Source organism: Candidatus Methylomicrobium oryzae (assembly GCF_016745425.1).
Lineage (GTDB): Bacteria > Pseudomonadota > Gammaproteobacteria > Methylococcales > Methylomonadaceae > Methylomicrobium > Methylomicrobium oryzae.
In genome coordinates, this window is sequence record NZ_JAERVK010000001.1 from 382,729 (window position 1) to 398,647 (window position 15,919).

The window sequence follows — 15,919 nt, forward strand, 5'->3', positions numbered from 1 at the left end:
CTCAGATTTCCTCCTTATTGCCGGGCTTGTCCCGGTAGATCAGGTAATACACCACCGGAATCACGAACAGCGAAAATCCGGTCGAGGCGAAGATTCCGAAGATGAAGCTCCAGGCCAGGCCGGAAAAGATCGGATCGAGGATGATCACGACCGAGCCGAACATTGCGGCACCCGCGGTCAGGAAAATCGGCCGCATCCGGGTCGCGCCCGCTTCGATCAGGGCTTCTTCGAGATTGGCTATATCTGAGCGTGCGCGTGTCCGTTCGATAAAATCGATCAGGATGATCCCGTTCCGGACCACGATCCCGGCCAAGGCGATCATCCCGACCATTGCGGTCGCGGTGAAATAGATCGAATCCGTAAAGCCGGCGATCGTTTCAGCGAAGAAGACATTCAACAGCCAGAAGCCGGGCATGATCCCGATGATGGTCAGCGGGATCGCGATCATCATGATCGCAGGCAGGCTCAAGGATCCTGTCTGCACGACCAGCAGCACATAGATCATGATCAGCGAGGCGCCGAACGAAATACCGAGGTCGCGGAAGATCGCCGCGGTGATTTTCCATTCGCCTTCGCCGCTCAGTTCGGCGCGGTAGCCTTCAGGCAGCGGATGGTCGGCGAAGTCCGCGTACAGGTCGATGATCGCCTCGACCGGGCTGCGGCCCGCGCTGTCGCCGATCACGTAGGCGACGCGTTCGAGATCCTTGTGATGGATGACCGGCTCGCCGGATTCGGGAACGAGCGTGCCGAGTTCGCTCAGCGCAATCAACGCGCTCCCGCTGCTTCTAACTTTAGTATTCAACAGCTCCGGCAGCGACGAGCGTTCCGCGCGCGGCAGGCGTAGGCGGATTTCGAGCGGTAGCCGTTCGCCGGGTACATGCAGCGTGCCGGCAGCGCCGCTCTCCAACGCTACGCCGAGCGTCCAGACGATTGCCTCCGGGCTGACGCCGAGCAAAGCGGCTTTTTGTTTATCGATCCGAAACAGCAAGGTCGGGTCCGGCGCTTCGGACAGATCGTCGATATCGACGACGCCGGCGATCTGCCTAAAACGCTGCTTGATGCGTTCGGCGGTTTGGATCAGCCGTCCGTAGCTTCCATCGGCGGGGCCGTACACTTCGGCGACCAGCGTCGACAGCACCGGCGGGCCGGGCGGCAATTCGACGATCTTCAATTTCGCACCGTACTGCCGGCCGATCCGTTCGATGTCGCCGCGGATGCGCATCGCGATCTGGTGCGATTGCTGCACGCGCTCGTCCTTCGGCAGGAGGTTGATTCGGATATCGCCTTTCCGGTTGCCGGCGCGCAGGTAATAATGCCGGATCATTCCGTTGAAATCGATCGGGGAAGCGAGGCCGATATAGCTTTCGTAATCGGTGACTTCGTTCACCGTCGCAAGATAACGGCCCAAGGCGCGGATTACCGCATCGGTCTTTTCGAGCGTACTGCCGGCCGGCATGTCGACCACGATCTGCAATTCGTTCTTGTTGTCGAAGGGCAGCAGTTTCAACGGCACCGCGCGGGTGACCGCGAGCAAGGAAGACAGTAGAAAGGCGATGCCGACCGCGATCAGAAACATTCGGCTGCGCGCCGGCGAGGCGATTAAAGGTCCCAAAAGGCGGCGGTAAAAGCGGTAGCCGTTCGACGTTTTCAAGTCGAATGCGGCTTCGTCCTTGCCGTATTCGCCGCGCAGCAGCAGATAGCTCGCCCAGGGTGTGATCGTGAATGCGACGAGCAAGGAAATCAGCATCGCGACCGGAATGTTGAATGCGAGCGGAGCGAGGTACGGTCCGATCATTCCGGTGATAAAGAACATCGGGATAAATGCGAGCATCACCGCCAGCGTCGCGACGATCGTCGGGGGACGCACTTCGTCGACCGCCGACAGCAGCGCTTCCAGCGGCGGCTCTTTTTTCAGTTTGAAATGGCGGAAGATGTTTTCGACGTCGACGATCGGATCGTCGACCAGGAGGCCCAGCGACAGGATCAGCGCGAACAGCGTGACCCGGTTGATCGTATAGCCGAATACCAGGTCGGCAAGCAGGGTAATCGCGAAGGTGACCGGCACCGCGATGCAGACGATCAGCGATTCCTTCGGCCCGAGCGCCAGCGCCAGCAGCACCAGGATGATCGCGATCGCAAGGCCCAAGTGCTTGACCAGTTCGTTGACCTTGTGGTCGGCGGTCGCCCCGTAATCGCGGCTGACCGTGATTTCGACGTCGGCAGGGATCAAGAGATCCCGCTGCGCTGCGACCACGGCCAGAATATCTTGCGAAACCTTTACCGCATTGCTGCCCTTGCGCTTCGCCAGCGCGATCGAGACCATTTCGCGTTCGTCGCCGGGCTTCGCCTTGGGATCTTCGGCCCGGCCGACCGTGCGCATCTTCGAGACCGCCGGGCCGAAACCGATCCGGGTGTAATGTTCGCGCTCTTCCTCGCCGTCGATTACGCGGGCAATGTCGCGGAGGTAAACGGCGCGGCCTTCGGCGGCTTTGACCACGGCCGCGGCGACTTCGTCTGCCGATGCGAAATAGGCGCCGGCTTCCAGCACCGTTTCGCGGTTGCCGTTCCGGAAGCGCCCTGTGCGCAGATGGACGTTGGCGGCCTGGAGCGCGTGGATGATGTCCTGCAGCGCGATTCCGTAGCCGGTCATTTTTGCGCTATCGGGATAAATCGACACCTGACGTCGCGCGCCGCCGATCACTTCGGTTTTCGCGATATTGTCGACGCCGCTGAGGCTCGCCAGCAGCTCGTCGGCGATCCGGCGGAGTCCCATTGCATCGGTTTGTCCGGTCGATGAAGACAAGGTCAGCATCAGCATCGGCACGTCGTCGATATCGACCGGCTTGATGTTCCAGCCACGCACATCGGGCGGCAGGCGGTCCTGGTTCGACATCACCTTGCTCCAGGTCTTGACCAGGCTGTCCTCGGGGTCTTCGCCGACGTAATAGCCGACCGTGACGACCGCCCGGCCCGGCTGGGAAGCCGAAAATACATGCTCGACGCCTTGGATCTGTTTCAGCATCGCCTCGAGCGGCGTTGCGGCAAGTTTTTCGACTTCTTCGGCGGAGGCGCCCGGATAGTCGATCATCACGTCCATCACCGGCACGACGATTTGCGGGTCTTCTTCGCGCGGGGTCAACTGTAAGGCAGCGATGCCGGCGATCAGCGCCGCGATCAGCAGCATCGGCGATAGATGGGAAACGGTAAAGATACGGACGATCGCCGCGCTCAGGCCGCGTTGGGAGTCGCGCGTCATTGGATGACCACTGTTTCGCCCTCGTCCAGGCCGGAGAGAATCTCGACGAACTCGCCGCGGACGAAGCCGGAGCGCACGTGCCGTGCAATGAGCCTGCCGTCTTCCACTACGGTTACGGCCTCGACCTGGCCGATCCGGTGCAGCGCCGCCGCGGGAATCAGCAGGGCGGTATGTTCGGTTCCGCAACTCTGGTCGAGCCAGCCGAACAGGCCCGGCTGCAGGTCTTTTGTTTCGGGCAGGTCGGCTTTGATCAGAACCGTGCCGGTCAGCGGGTCGGCGGCCGGCACGATTTCGCCGATCTTCGCATCGAGCGAAGCTTTCAGAGCGTCGATCCGCGCCGTGACCGGATCGCCGGTGCGGATTCGGACGGCGCAGTAGGCCGGGACCGAGGCTTCCAGACGCAACGCCGAAGGATTGTGCAGCACGACGATCGGCTCGCCTGCGAGGCCCATGTCGCCCGGTTCATGCAAGCGCCGGGCGATTACACCGCCGAAAGGCGCGGTTAATACGGTTTCGCTGCGTTGCAGCGCGGCTTCACGCACGTTCTGTTCGGCGGCCCGGGCGGCCGCCGCTGCCTTGCGTGCGGCTGCTTCGGCGTGTTCATAGGCTTCGCGGGTCGCCGCTTCCTGTTCGAACAGTTCCCGCGTCCGTTTCAGGTCCGCCTCCGCACGCACCGCTTCGGCTTTCGCGGCGGCGGCATGCGCCGAAGCTTCCCGCTCCCGCGTCTGAGGCTGTTCTGCGTCGAGACGGACGAGGAGTGCGCCTTGTTTGATCCGGTCGCCCTCGCGTACGGCCACTTCCAGAATACGGGCGTTAATCTTCGGCGCTACCCGCGCTTCGCTGAACGCCTTGACTATACCCGGCCAAGCCGGCGTCTCCCGGAACGTTTGTTTTATGACGCGCGCAGTTTCCCGTTGGGGCGCCGGTTGCGCGGGCAGAGGCGTCAGGCCGGGTTCGGTTTTGTCTCCCCCGATCAGCCCGAGCATCCATAAAATTAGCAGGAGCAGTACGAGCAGCGCGCCGGCCGGGAACAGCCATTTTTTCGGCAGCGGCTGCGTCATCGCCAGGCTCCGAGCGCGCGCTGCAGAGCCGCTTCGGCGCGCAGCGCGTCATACCGCGCGGCCATCCATTGCGTTTGCGCCCGGTCGCGGGCGACTTCGGTTTCCAGAAAGCGCGTCACCGTCGCGGCCCCGGCCCGATGCTGCACGGTAACCAGACGGAACGCTTCTTCCGCTGCCGCGACCGCCGTTCGGGCGACTTCCGCGCGCTGCAGCGCTTCCTGCAATTCCAGGGACGCATTTTTGACTTCCCGGCCGATTTGCAGCTCGATTTTATGGCGTTGCGCTTTCGCTTCGGCCAGCCGCCTTTCGGCCTTGCGGACCCGCGCCGCCGTGCCGAGGCCGGAAAACAGGTCCATCTCGACCGCGACGCCCGACGTTACGTTGTCATGCGCCGAAGAAAATTCGGGCGAGCGTTCGTTCAGCCCGTAATTGACGAAGGCGTCGACGCGCGGCAGATTTTCGCCCAGGGCGATTTTGAGCTCGAGCTGCCGAGCTTCGATTTGTCGTTGGGCAATCTGTATTTCGGGGCGGTTGCCGAATGCCTGCGCTTGCAGGTTGTCAAACGCCTCCGGCAAGCGCGGCACAGGGTGTTCCCGATCAATGAGGGGTTCGATCGGGTCGCTTTGTGGGAAGTCGAGCAGGGTTCTGAGTACCGTACGCGCCATTTCGCTCGCATTCTGCGCGCGGATTTCGACTTCACGGGCGGCGCCCAGGCGGGTTTCCAGCGAGAGTACGTCCGCTTTGAGCATTGTGCCGGCGGCATGGCGTTTACGGGTTTCAGTCAGCTCGCTCTGCACCGCTTCGATCGCTCGATGCGCGATCGCCTGATTTTCCTGCGCGACCACGAGGGTATAAAAGCCGTCGGTCACCCCATGGATCAGATTGTTGCGGACCGCCGAAAGCTCCAGTTCGAAGATTTCCTTGTCGAGGCCGGCGGCTTGGTTTTGGTGATAATCCCGGCCGCCACGGTACAAAGACCAGGTTGCCTGGACTTCGGGGCGGAAATCGGTCACGCCGTTCGGCTGATTGATGTTCTGGCCGAAAGAAAAACGGCGTTGTGCGACGATCATGCCGAATGCCTCCGCCGGATTGTCGCTGTAACGGTAGCTCAAACGGGCCTTGATTTGCGGATAGAACGCGGCGAGGCTTTCGCCGATGGCGGCTTCGGCTTGTCCGATCCGTTCATTGGCGATCTGAAGGTCGGGATTGCGTTCGATCGCCAGATTGACGGCGCGTTCCAGCGTGAGGGCTGCCGATTCTGCCGGAAAGCCGGGATCGGGTTCCTTCGCCTGGTTCGGGGCCGCCGCCGCAACTATGCAAAATGCGAGCGGCAGCAGAAAACAGGCGAGCTTGGAATGGGACGGCATGGATCTTCAATCGCAAGTGATTGATGCAAAAAAGCTACAGCATAATGGCCATAAGCCTTACGGTAAAGGGATGGGCGGTCTATTTTTCGAAAACGGATTGACTGTTATTTGTAAGTTTTTGTTATTTAAATATTAAATATGCAAGCTGCGGGATGGTTTTGAAGAATGCGCTCCGGCGCCTATGTTCGCTATCCATTTTAAACGGATGCTTGCAGCAAGGGATTGGCATATAATGCGGGGTTTATTTATTAACGTCCCACTCAGGAGTTATCATGAAAAAACTGTTGTATAGCATTCCCGCTGCGATGTTCTTTGCTTCATCGCTTGCCGTTGCGCACGGGCCGGTTCGTCAAAAAGCCGAAGAAGAAGTCGTGATCAACGCGCCCGCCGAGAAAGTCTGGGGCATTATCAAGGATTACGGCGATATGTCCTGGCATCCCGGCATCAGCAGCGTGACCAATCAGGACGGCAACAAGAAAGGTGCGGTTCGCGTGTTGACTCTGGCTAGCGGCGGCACAATCACCGAAGAGTTGAAAAAATACGACGAAGCGAAGATGTCGTATTCCTACAAGATCACCGAAATGAGCACCGCGAGCACGATCACCCATGCCGGCGCGGAAGAGCATGTGCCTGTATTGCCGGTGCACGATTATGCCGCGACCATCGGCGTCGAAGCGCAAGGTGCGGACAAGTCGAAGGTGTTCTGGAAGGCGGCCTATTACCGCGCTTACATGAACAACGATCCACCGGCCGAAATGAACGAAGAAGTTGCGAACAAGGCCGTGGAAAACGTGTTGAAATCCGGCCTGGCCAACCTGAAAACCCTGGCCGAAAAATAAGCATGCGATCGGGGCGACATAATGTTCTCGCGGCGGCAGTTTTGGCGGCTTTGGCCCTGCCGTTGCCCTCTGCCGCAGCGCCTTTTGCTTATATCACTAATCAATTGGACGACAATGTCGCGATTATCGATACCGAGTCGGGCAAAGTGGTCGATACGGTTCCCGTCAAGGGCAAGCCGGCAGGTGTGGCGGTAGCGCCTGACGGCAGCCGGGTTTATATCAGTGCGCCGGAAAGCGGCAGCATCGCGGTGATCGACGCGCAAACCCGCGCGCTCGTCAAAGAAGCCAAAGTCAGCGACGGCGCGTTGGGCGTCGCCATCGACCGGAGCGGCAAACGGCTGTTCGTCGCGGACTGGTATAAGGCGATCGTGACCGTGCTCGACACGGACAGCCTGCAACCGGTCAAGACGATTCCGGTCGGCCAGTCGCCTTCAGGCCTTGCGGTCAGTCCCGACAACCGCTGGCTCTATGTCGCCAACCGGCTCAGTAATTCGGTTTCGAAGATCGATCTGGCCAGTCTGAATGTGGTCGGATCGGCCGGCGTCGGTGCGCATCCTTTCGGTCTGGCTCTCGACAGCGAAGGCCGGCGCCTCTATACGGCCAATGTCGAAAGCGACGACGTGACGGTGGTCGATACGGCGTCGATGGAAATCGTGTCTACCGTCAAGGTACAAGGCCGGCCGTATGCGGCCGCGTTCGCGCTGAACGACAGCCGCCTGTTGGTGACCAACCAGAACAGCGATTCGGTTTCGGTGATCGATACGGCCGAGTTGAAGGAGCATGGAGTGATCGAGGTGGGCGGCAAGCCGGAAGGGATCGGCACGCTCGCGGACGACCGCCATGTCTATGTCGCCAACTGGTTCGACGGCACGGTGTCGGTGATCGATGCGAAGCGGCTGCAGGTCGTCGAAACGATCAGGGCCGGCGAGGGCAGCCGGGCGTTCGGACAGTTTATAGGAAAGTAGGGTACGCTGAGCGTACCTGTTTTGGGTTACTTGTAACCGTGGCACGGTACGCACAGCGTACCCTACATAAAGTTTTAGGTGCAATATGGCAGAGAATGTAGAAGAATTGACCATCGCCTATGAAGACGGCGGTGTGGAAACGGTTAAGGAGCTGGACAAGAAAGTCCTGAGCAAGGGCGCCTGGGCAACCGTGATGTACCGCTACCAGGAATGGAACCGCGCGAAGGAAGAATACGGCCCGGACAAATATTCGATCCGGCGTTACCAGAAACAGAACGGCGAATACCGCCAGAAGTCCAAATTCAATATTTCCAGCCGGGAACAGGCGCAGAGTATTATCGATACGCTGGAAGCATGGCTGGGGGAAGAGTAGCCTTTAGTCCGCAAGATGCGTTGACGACTTGTAGGGATGCAGGCGATAGCCGTAGGATATGCTGAACGCAGTAAAGCGCATCGAGTGCCCTTTAGGGTATCGTTTGCGATCGATGCGCCTCCTTTCGTCGGCACATCCTACATTTTAACTCAAAATGCGTGGTCGACCGGAATTTGTGGGGCTGAGGCATAAAGCCCACCGAGTGCCCTTTAGGGTATCTCCACGAACGATGAACCTCTTTCATCAGTCTATTTTTATAGCTGCTTTCCTTTAGTTCCTGGCTAAGCCGAGAGGAGGTCGACATGACACCCGATCAAAAACTCAAATACCTGAGTATGGCTCTTCGAATCGTCGGAACCGTATTCATCGTCGGCGTTTATCCGCTGATGATGTGGATCTGGCCTTCCGGCTGGGGCTGGGAGCCGCGGCAGCCGGAATACGAGCAGATGATCATCGGCATTTATGCCACGCTGGGCGTCTTCCTGATCCGGGCAGCCAACAATCCGCTGGAGCATCGGAGCCTGATCGGTTTTACGATCGGGTCGAGCATTGTGCATGGCGGCATCATGCTGTTTCACGGCATTGCGGACGCAAACGAACGGGCCAATCTGGCGGGAGATGTTCCGGCGCTGTTTCTGGTCGCGGCCGTGCTCTGGTATCTGCTGCCCCTGGAGCGTGAACCATAGGAGCGCCGTTCAATCGAATGAAGGTAAGTTTTAATTCGAATAGTGGGAGTCCGGCCATATGGAAAAACGCATCATTACCGATATTTCCCCCGATCGGCAAAAGCAGGCGACGGGTTGGTTGAATCTGGAGCCGGTTGCCGACGTGGAGGTGACTTCGGAAAGCAGCGAGCATCCGATAGAAGCCGCCCTGTTATCCAATACGGAGCGCGGTTGGCGGGCCGCCCAGCCTGGGGCCCAATCAATCCGTCTGCTTTTTAAAAAGCCGCAGGACCTCCATCGGATTCATCTGATTTTTCTGGAAAATGCGATCAAGCGGACACAGGAATATGTGCTTCGCTGGTCCGGCGATGACGGCCTGACCTGGAATGAAATCGTGCGCCAGCAATGGAATTTCAGTCCCGACGGGAGCACGCGCGAGACCGAAGATCATACGGTTGCGCTTGCCGGTGTTACCGGGCTTGAATTGACCATTACGCCCGACATTAGCGGGGAACGCGCCTTTGCTTCTCTCGAAAAATTACGGATTGCCTGAGCGATCGGCCCTTCTTTTGCCGGCGTTCGGGAGAAGGGCATGGATTAATCCAGCCACCGGATAATGTGATCCTCCAGCCGCCTGACCTGGTTTTCATTGATTGCATAGCTGCTGATCGAAACGCCGGCCCGCTGCACCGTTTCACGGCGGCCCGAAACCAGCGGATGCCATGCAGGGAGGTCTTCGCCTTCTGCCAGTAGCCGATAGGCGCAGGTCGAGGGCAGCCAGTGATACGCTTCTAGATCCAGCTTTCTGACGTCGAGGCAGCGTGGCACCAATTGCATGCGTTCCGCATAGCGCGTGCAGCGGCAGGTTTTCAAGTCGAGCAGCCTGCAGGCCGCGCTGGTGAAGTGAATTTCGCCGGTTTTCTCGTCTTCGAGCTTGTTCAAACAGCACTTGCCGCAGTTGTCGCAGAGCGATTCCCACTCTGTGCCGGTCATTTCATGCAGTTTTTTGTTTTGCCAGAAGTTCATCGCTGCGGCATTTTCGGCTGATCCGTTTTATTTCAGAAACGAGCAGCAATAGTCGGTCGGTGTCTTGATCTTGACCGTGAATTGGGTATTGCCCGGCACGTTGAACGACTCGCCGCCTTTAACCGTCTGCCAGTGCGTAGCGGCCGGCAGCCAGACGTCCAGGTCGCCGTCGAGGATTTCCATCAGTTCGGGATCGGCGGTGTTGAATGTGTATTCTCCGGGCAGCATGAAGCCGAGAGTTTTGACCGAGCCGTCCGCGAAGCGGATGGTGCGGCTCGAAACGTTGCCGCCGAAATAAACGTTGGCTTTTTTTACGACGGTGACATTGCTGAATTCGGACATGGATGCCTTATGTAGTTGAGTCGGTTTTAGGGGCCGCCATGATAACAGATCGCGGGCGGTTTTGCAGTTTGCCGAGAAATCAAAACCTACTTCTTTACTATGGAATTAAATAAGACTAAAATAGTCCTAATTAGCGGGAGCGGAGTATGTTACGGTTAAGTAAACTGACCGATTATGCCACGGTTATTTTGAGTTTTATGGCGAAGGATACCACAGCCTTTCACACGGCGATCGAGATTGCTTCGGCCACAGGAATTGCCTTGCCGACGGTCAGTAAAATTCTTAAACTGCTGGTGCCTGCGCGTGTACTGGTTTCGACGCGCGGCGCGAAAGGCGGTTATGCCTTGGCCGATACGCCGGACAGGATCACCGTTGCGGCCGTGATCAGCGCCCTGGAAGGGCCGATCGCGCTGACCGAGTGCAGTATTTCCCACCAGGGCTGCGAACAGGCTTCAGGGTGCGGCATCCGCGGCAATTGGGGCGTGATCAACCAAGCGATACAGGACGCGCTGGAGTCGGTAACGCTGGCGGATATGATCAAGCCGGCAATGGCGCCCGAGGAAATCCTGATTCCGGTGGCGAGTTTATACCGTTAATGTATGCGTAGGATGGGTTGAGCGCAGCGAAACCCATCGTTTGGTCTTATTATTCTGCATCTATTTTGTTATAGAGAACTTTTATGTCAGCAAGCGCTCAAGAAATCCAAAATCTGATCAGCCAGGAATACAAGCAAGGCTTTGTGACGGTGCTGGAAACCGAAACCTTTGCGCCGGGCCTCGACGAGGACGTGATCTATCGTTTGTCCAAGGTCAAGAACGAGCCCGAATTCATGCTGGAATGGCGCCTGAAGGCCTACCGCCACTGGCGCACGATGAAGACGCCCAAATGGGCGTTCGTGAAGTTCGATCCGATCGACTATCAGGCGATCAGCTACTATTCGGCGCCGAAACGTAAGGAAGACCGCCCGAAGAGCCTCGACGACATCGATCCGGAAGTATTGGACGCCTACAAAAAGCTCGGCATTCCGCTCGACGAACAGGAGCGTCTGGCCGGCGTCGCGGTCGATGCGGTATTCGACAGCGTTTCGGTCGCGACCACGTTCAAGGAAAAGCTTAAGGATGCCGGCATTATTTTCTGCCCGATCTCGGAAGCGTTGCGCGAGCATCCCGAGCTGGTCAAGCAATACCTCGGCTCGGTCGTGCCGCATACCGATAATTTTTTTGCGGCGCTGAATTCGGCTGTGTTTACCGACGGCTCGTTCGTGTATATTCCGAAAGGCGTGCGCTGCCCGATGGAATTGTCTACCTATTTCCGGATCAACGCGGCCAATACCGGCCAGTTCGAGCGGACCCTGATCATCGCGGACGAGGGCAGCCATGTGTCTTATTTAGAAGGCTGCACTGCGCCGATGCGCGACGAAAACCAGCTGCATGCTGCGGTGGTCGAGCTGGTCGCGCTGAAAGACGCCACGATCAAATATTCGACCGTGCAAAACTGGTATCCCGGCGACAAGGAAGGCAAGGGCGGCATCTACAACTTCGTAACCAAGCGGGCCGATTGTCGCGGCGACAATTCGAAAGTGTCCTGGACCCAGGTGGAAACCGGCTCGGCGATCACCTGGAAATACCCGAGCTGCGTGCTGACCGGCGACAATTCGATCGGCGAGTTTTATTCGGTGGCGCTGACCAACAATTACCAGCAGGCCGACACCGGCACCAAGATGATCCACATCGGCAAGAACACGCGCAGCACGATCGTGTCGAAAGGCATTTCGGCCGGCAGGGCGCAGAATACCTACCGCGGCCTGGTCAAGGTGCTGAAGAGCGCCGAAAACGCGCGCAATTACACGCAATGCGACTCGCTGCTGGTCGGCGACCGCTGCGGCGCGCACACGTTCCCGTATATCGAGGTGAAGCAGCCGTCCGCGCAGGTCGAGCACGAAGCGACCACTTCGAAGATCAGCGAAGACCAGCTGTTCTTCTGCCAGCAGCGCGGGCTTTCGGCCGAAGATGCGGTATCGATGATCGTGAACGGCTTCTGCAAGGAAGTGTTCAAGGAACTGCCGATGGAGTTCGCGGTCGAGGCGCAGGCGTTATTGGGGTTGAGTTTGGAAGGCTCGGTGGGGTAATACTCGGAGACAGAGATTATGGAATTAAAAAAACAATACATCGTTAACGAAGACAATCAAAAAGTTGCGGTACAGCTTGATATTGCCACGTTCGAGAAAATCGAAAATGTCTTGGAAAATTACGCTTTAGTTCAATTAATGAACGAAGATAAAAGCGAGGCAATGACCGTCGAAGATGCAAAAAAATACTATGCCTCTTTGGACAAGGCTTGATGGAAGTCAGGTACAACAAAAAATTCTTAAAGCAATTGGCAAGCGTCCCAAGCGAAACGCGGGTAAAAATTGAAGGGTTCGTATTTGATGAACTGATTTCCGCCTCATCAATTTTTAGTTTGGGAAAAATCGAGAAAATGCAGGGCTATCACGGTTTTTATAAAGTCAGATTCGGTAATTACCGAGTGGGCTTGGCGATTGAAAATGAAGTGGTTATCGTGAAGACAGTCATGCACAGACGAGATATTTATAAGTTTTTTCCTTAGAGCCGTTATTGCTGATGAGCAATTCGATTAGAAAAAATAAAACCGAATCAAACGGTATTAGCACAAAATGGGTTTTGTTAACCCTTATTAGTGTCGTTTTAATTGTTGTTGTTTTTTATTTTGTTAATTTCAATTCTCATCTATTAAAAGATCATGCTTGGTGGAGCGTCTATCAAAATTTGTCTAAGGATACCGGGACGTGGGGAACGTTTGGGGATTATATTGGCGGGATACTGAATCCTATTATTGCTGCGTTCGCGTTTTATTTGATTGCTAAAACTTATGAATTGCAAAAAACAGAGCTGAAAGCGACAAGAAATTTATTGGAAGTATCAACCAATGCACAACAGAATCAAATAGAATTAGCAGCATTGACTGCGCTTCTTGATTCAAATTTAACAAAAATTAGTTTACTTCAAACCGAAAAAATATCCTTCCTGCAAGGGCCGACTTTGACTCTTGAACAGGAAAGTCGTAAAAATGGTATTGAAACAATAAAAAATAGCCGTCTTACAGGAGATGCTCGCGATGAGCAAATTAAGCAAAGACGCGCACAGATTGAAGAAGAAATAAATTCTTGTATAAAAGAGAATAATGAACTAGAAAAGCGGATAAAAGAGTTTTTTAAAAATAAAATTAACGATTTATCTTAAATGGGTTGCCTCCTGCAAGTATTTATATACTTGTGAGTAATACCTTTAAATATCATAGGTAAACACAAAATGCTCAGCATAAAAAACCTCCACGTCAGCGTGGGTGACAAGCCGATTCTGAAAGGCATCAACCTAGAGATCAAGGCGGGAGAAATCCACGCGATCATGGGACCGAACGGTTCCGGCAAAAGCACGCTTTCGCACGTATTGTCCGGCAAGGCCGGCTATACCGTGACCGAAGGTTCTGTCACTTATCAAGGCATGGACCTGATCGAGATGGCGCCGGAAATCCGGGCCCGCGAAGGCGTGTTTCTGGCGTTTCAATACCCGGTCGAAATTCCGGGCGTCAGCAATATTTATCTTTTGAAAGCCGCACTGAATGCGGTTCGGAAGCACCACGGCCAGCCCGAAGTCGATGCGATGGATTTTCTAACCCTGGTCAAGAACAAGGTCAAGCTGTTGGAGATGGACGAGAAGTTTTTGTACCGTGCGGTCAACGAAGGCTTTTCCGGCGGCGAGAAGAAGCGTAACGAAATTCTGCAGATGGCGATCATGGAGCCGAAGCTGTGCATTCTCGACGAAACCGATTCCGGCCTCGACATCGATGCGTTGAAGATTGTCGCCGACGGCGTCAATTCGCTCCGTTCGCCGGAGCGCGCGTTCGTGATGGTGACCCATTACCAGCGCTTGCTCGACTACATCAAGCCGGACATGGTGCACGTGCTGGCGCACGGCCGGATCGTGAAGTCCGGCGGTCCCGAGCTGGCGCTGGAACTGGAAGAAAAAGGTTACGGCTGGCTCGAGGCGGCATGATGAGCGCAGTGACTCAAAGCCGTTATGCGGCGGCATACGATACGGTCGCGCCCGCGTTGCCGGGGCGGGATTTGCCCTGGTTGAGCAAACGGCGGCTCGATGCGCTCGCACAGTTTGCGGCCGGCGGATTTCCTTCGCCGCGCGAGGAAGAATGGCGCTATACGAACGTGTCCGCGATCGAGAAGAAGCTGTTTTCTCCGCTTTTGGCTGCCCCGGCAAGCGAGGTCGATCAGGCATGGATCGACAGTTATCGGTTACAGGATGCCTGGTCGATCGTACTATTGAACGGCCGTTTTTCGGCTGAGCTTTCGAAGCTTGCCAGCCTGCCTGACATGGTTCTGGTTCTCGGCATGGCTGAGGCACTGGCCCAGCATCCCGAACGGGTCGAGAGTCATTTGGGCAAGGCGGTTGCGGACAGCGAGCACGGCTTTGTCGCATTCAATACGGCCTGGTTCAGCGACGGCCTGTTCGTGCATATCCCCGCCAAGCAGGTGCTGGCGAAGCCGCTGCAACTGCTGCATGTGGTGACCGAGCCCGATGCGCTGGCGACTACCCGCAACCTGATCGTTGTCGATCCGATGGCGCAGGCTGAAATCGTCGAGACCTATACCGGCGCGGATTGCGCTTACCTGTCGGCGGGAGTTAGCGAAGTGTTTGTCGGCGCGAACGCGGATCTGGCGCTTTATAAGCTGCAGGCCGAGTCGACCAAGGCCTACCATTTCGGGGGCACTTACGCGGTTCAGGCACGCGATGCGCGCTTTGCCCACCATAACTATGCTTTCGGCGGGCTTCTGGCGCGCAGCGACATCCATGCCGATTTGGATCAGGCTTCGGCGTGCCTGTTGAACGGCCTGTACGTCGGCGGGAAGCGCCAGCACATCGACAATCACACCCGGATCAACCATTTGAAGCCCTATGCGACCAGCCGGGAGCTTTATAAAGGCGTTCTGGATGACAGGGCGCGGGGCGTGTTTCAGGGCCGGGTGATCGTCGCGGAGGATGCGCAAAAAACCGATTCGGAAATGAGTAACCGGAATCTGTTGCTATCGAACGATGCCGAAGCGGACACCAAGCCGCAACTGGAGATCTACGCCGACGACGTGAAGTGCGGACACGGCGTGACGGTCGGCCAGTTGGACGAAAAGTCGGTGTTTTACCTGCAGTCCCGCGGTGTCGACGAAGAAACCGCGCGCAACATGCTGACTTTCGCGTTTGCGAACGAGATGGTCGACAAGATCAAGATCAGAGAACTGCACGATCTGGTGCTGGGCGAGCTGTTGCAGCGGTTTCCGCAGCAAGGCGTCGAAAAGGCGTGGCTGTAGGTTGGGTTGCCGGAAAACGGCAACCCAACATTTAGACTATAAAATATCCGAGAGTTGGATGACGATGCCGGGAAGCTGCGATAAACCGACCGAATCGCCGGTGCGCAAGGTAGTTTTTTCCTCGTATAACTCGCCGTGCGGGCGCCGGTAAACTTCCAGGCAGTTGTCGTTCAGATTCAGCAGCCAGTACTCGGGAATTCGATGCAGCGCGTATAATCGCTGTTTCTGGTTCTGATCGAAAACCAGCGAGCTGTCGGCGACTTCGATTAGCAGCAAGACATCGTCCGCAGTCGGATGGCGCGAAGTGTAAAAGTCCGGATTCGGCTTCAGCAGCATGAAATCCGGCTCGGGTTCGGACAGGTCGCCGAGCTGGAGCGGATCCTGGACGCTGACGATGGCTTTACCTGCAACGCGCAGCGTGAGTAAGTTATTGATGCGTTTTAGATGTCCTGCATGATTAAAGCCGATAGGCGCCATTTCGAGAATCTCTCCTTCGATCAGTTCGAGACGGCTGTCCGAGGGGAAAATGTTCGCCTCGCCGAGCCGCCGCCATTCGTCGAGATTGGTCAGATGTTTTCTGGGAGAGAAGATAGCCATCGTACGGAACCGTAGTTGAACTTTAAAGCCAAT

At 56.7% G+C, this 15,919-nt stretch carries 18 protein-coding genes; 12 read left to right on the top strand and 6 right to left on the bottom strand.

What is annotated here, in order from left to right:
• Position 1: 1 nt before the first annotated feature.
• Genes JJL52_RS01835 through JJL52_RS01845 form a run of 3 tightly spaced genes read right to left on the bottom strand, consistent with a single transcriptional unit; the run spans position 2 to position 5,684 of the window.
• Positions 2 to 3,256, bottom strand: coding sequence for an efflux RND transporter permease subunit (locus JJL52_RS01835; RefSeq protein ID WP_202050672.1), 3,255 nt, complete (start codon positions 3,254 to 3,256; stop codon positions 2 to 4).
• Positions 3,253 to 4,317 carry an efflux RND transporter periplasmic adaptor subunit gene (locus JJL52_RS01840; protein WP_202050673.1) on the bottom strand — a complete coding sequence of 355 codons (1,065 nt, stop codon included), beginning with the start codon at positions 4,315 to 4,317 and terminating at the stop codon, positions 3,253 to 3,255. Before JJL52_RS01840 ends, JJL52_RS01835 begins: the two co-directional genes overlap by 4 nt.
• On the bottom strand, positions 4,314 to 5,684 hold the full coding sequence (locus tag JJL52_RS01845) for a TolC family protein (RefSeq protein WP_202050674.1): 1,371 nt from the start codon (positions 5,682 to 5,684) through the stop codon (positions 4,314 to 4,316). The genes JJL52_RS01840 and JJL52_RS01845 overlap by 4 nt, the downstream gene beginning before the upstream one ends.
• A gap of 272 nt (positions 5,685 to 5,956) precedes the next feature.
• Between JJL52_RS01845 and JJL52_RS01850 the strand changes: the two genes are divergently transcribed.
• The 5 genes from JJL52_RS01850 to JJL52_RS01870 all read left to right on the top strand — a co-directional run bounded on the left by JJL52_RS01850 (position 5,957) and on the right by JJL52_RS01870 (position 9,079).
• Entirely contained in the window at positions 5,957 to 6,523 is a 567-nt protein-coding gene (locus JJL52_RS01850; protein WP_202050675.1) for an SRPBCC family protein, read from the top strand.
• Positions 6,524 to 6,525: 2 nt separating this feature from the next.
• Positions 6,526 to 7,488 (top strand): YVTN family beta-propeller repeat protein, encoded by a 963-nt coding sequence (locus JJL52_RS01855; protein ID WP_202050676.1) that lies wholly within the window; start codon positions 6,526 to 6,528, stop codon positions 7,486 to 7,488.
• An 85-nt stretch (positions 7,489 to 7,573) separates the two neighbouring features.
• Positions 7,574 to 7,861, top strand: a complete 288-nt coding sequence (locus tag JJL52_RS01860) for a hypothetical protein (protein WP_202050677.1) — start codon at positions 7,574 to 7,576, stop codon at positions 7,859 to 7,861.
• A 302-nt stretch (positions 7,862 to 8,163) separates the two neighbouring features.
• Positions 8,164 to 8,547 carry a DUF6632 domain-containing protein gene (locus JJL52_RS01865; RefSeq protein WP_202050678.1) on the top strand — a complete coding sequence of 128 codons (384 nt, stop codon included), beginning with the start codon at positions 8,164 to 8,166 and terminating at the stop codon, positions 8,545 to 8,547.
• Positions 8,548 to 8,605: 58 nt separating this feature from the next.
• Complete coding sequence (locus JJL52_RS01870; RefSeq protein WP_202050679.1) at positions 8,606 to 9,079, top strand: discoidin domain-containing protein; 474 nt, start codon at positions 8,606 to 8,608, stop codon at positions 9,077 to 9,079.
• Between the two features lie 44 nt (positions 9,080 to 9,123).
• Here JJL52_RS01870 and JJL52_RS01875 read toward each other — a convergent pair whose 3' ends face one another.
• Together JJL52_RS01875 and ppnP are read right to left on the bottom strand one after the other, a co-directional pair.
• Positions 9,124 to 9,552 carry a YcgN family cysteine cluster protein gene (locus JJL52_RS01875; RefSeq protein WP_202050680.1) on the bottom strand — a complete coding sequence of 143 codons (429 nt, stop codon included), beginning with the start codon at positions 9,550 to 9,552 and terminating at the stop codon, positions 9,124 to 9,126.
• Positions 9,553 to 9,579: 27 nt separating this feature from the next.
• Positions 9,580 to 9,894 (bottom strand): pyrimidine/purine nucleoside phosphorylase, encoded by a 315-nt coding sequence (ppnP, locus tag JJL52_RS01880; RefSeq protein WP_202050681.1) that lies wholly within the window; start codon positions 9,892 to 9,894, stop codon positions 9,580 to 9,582.
• 146 nt (positions 9,895 to 10,040) lie between these two features.
• Between ppnP and JJL52_RS01885 the strand changes: the two genes are divergently transcribed.
• From JJL52_RS01885 to sufD, 7 genes are all read left to right on the top strand, one after another.
• Positions 10,041 to 10,490 (top strand): SUF system Fe-S cluster assembly regulator, encoded by a 450-nt coding sequence (locus JJL52_RS01885; protein WP_202050682.1) that lies wholly within the window; start codon positions 10,041 to 10,043, stop codon positions 10,488 to 10,490.
• Positions 10,491 to 10,573: 83 nt separating this feature from the next.
• Positions 10,574 to 12,022 (top strand): Fe-S cluster assembly protein SufB, encoded by a 1,449-nt coding sequence (gene sufB / locus JJL52_RS01890; protein ID WP_202050683.1) that lies wholly within the window; start codon positions 10,574 to 10,576, stop codon positions 12,020 to 12,022.
• A gap of 18 nt (positions 12,023 to 12,040) precedes the next feature.
• Positions 12,041 to 12,235 carry a RelB antitoxin-like protein gene (locus JJL52_RS01895; RefSeq protein WP_202050684.1) on the top strand — a complete coding sequence of 65 codons (195 nt, stop codon included), beginning with the start codon at positions 12,041 to 12,043 and terminating at the stop codon, positions 12,233 to 12,235.
• Positions 12,235 to 12,501, top strand: coding sequence for a type II toxin-antitoxin system RelE family toxin (locus JJL52_RS01900; RefSeq protein WP_202050685.1), 267 nt, complete (start codon positions 12,235 to 12,237; stop codon positions 12,499 to 12,501). The genes JJL52_RS01895 and JJL52_RS01900 overlap by 1 nt, the downstream gene beginning before the upstream one ends.
• A gap of 14 nt (positions 12,502 to 12,515) precedes the next feature.
• Positions 12,516 to 13,154 (top strand): hypothetical protein, encoded by a 639-nt coding sequence (locus tag JJL52_RS01905; protein ID WP_202050686.1) that lies wholly within the window; start codon positions 12,516 to 12,518, stop codon positions 13,152 to 13,154.
• 69 nt (positions 13,155 to 13,223) lie between these two features.
• Positions 13,224 to 13,967, top strand: coding sequence for a Fe-S cluster assembly ATPase SufC (gene sufC / locus JJL52_RS01910; RefSeq protein WP_202050687.1), 744 nt, complete (start codon positions 13,224 to 13,226; stop codon positions 13,965 to 13,967).
• Positions 13,967 to 15,289 (top strand): Fe-S cluster assembly protein SufD, encoded by a 1,323-nt coding sequence (gene sufD / locus JJL52_RS01915; RefSeq protein ID WP_202050688.1) that lies wholly within the window; start codon positions 13,967 to 13,969, stop codon positions 15,287 to 15,289. The genes sufC and sufD overlap by 1 nt, the downstream gene beginning before the upstream one ends.
• Before the next feature lie 36 nt (positions 15,290 to 15,325).
• Here sufD and JJL52_RS01920 read toward each other — a convergent pair whose 3' ends face one another.
• Entirely contained in the window at positions 15,326 to 15,886 is a 561-nt protein-coding gene (locus tag JJL52_RS01920; protein ID WP_202050689.1) for a Uma2 family endonuclease, read from the bottom strand.
• Between the last annotated feature and the right edge of the window lie 33 nt (positions 15,887 to 15,919).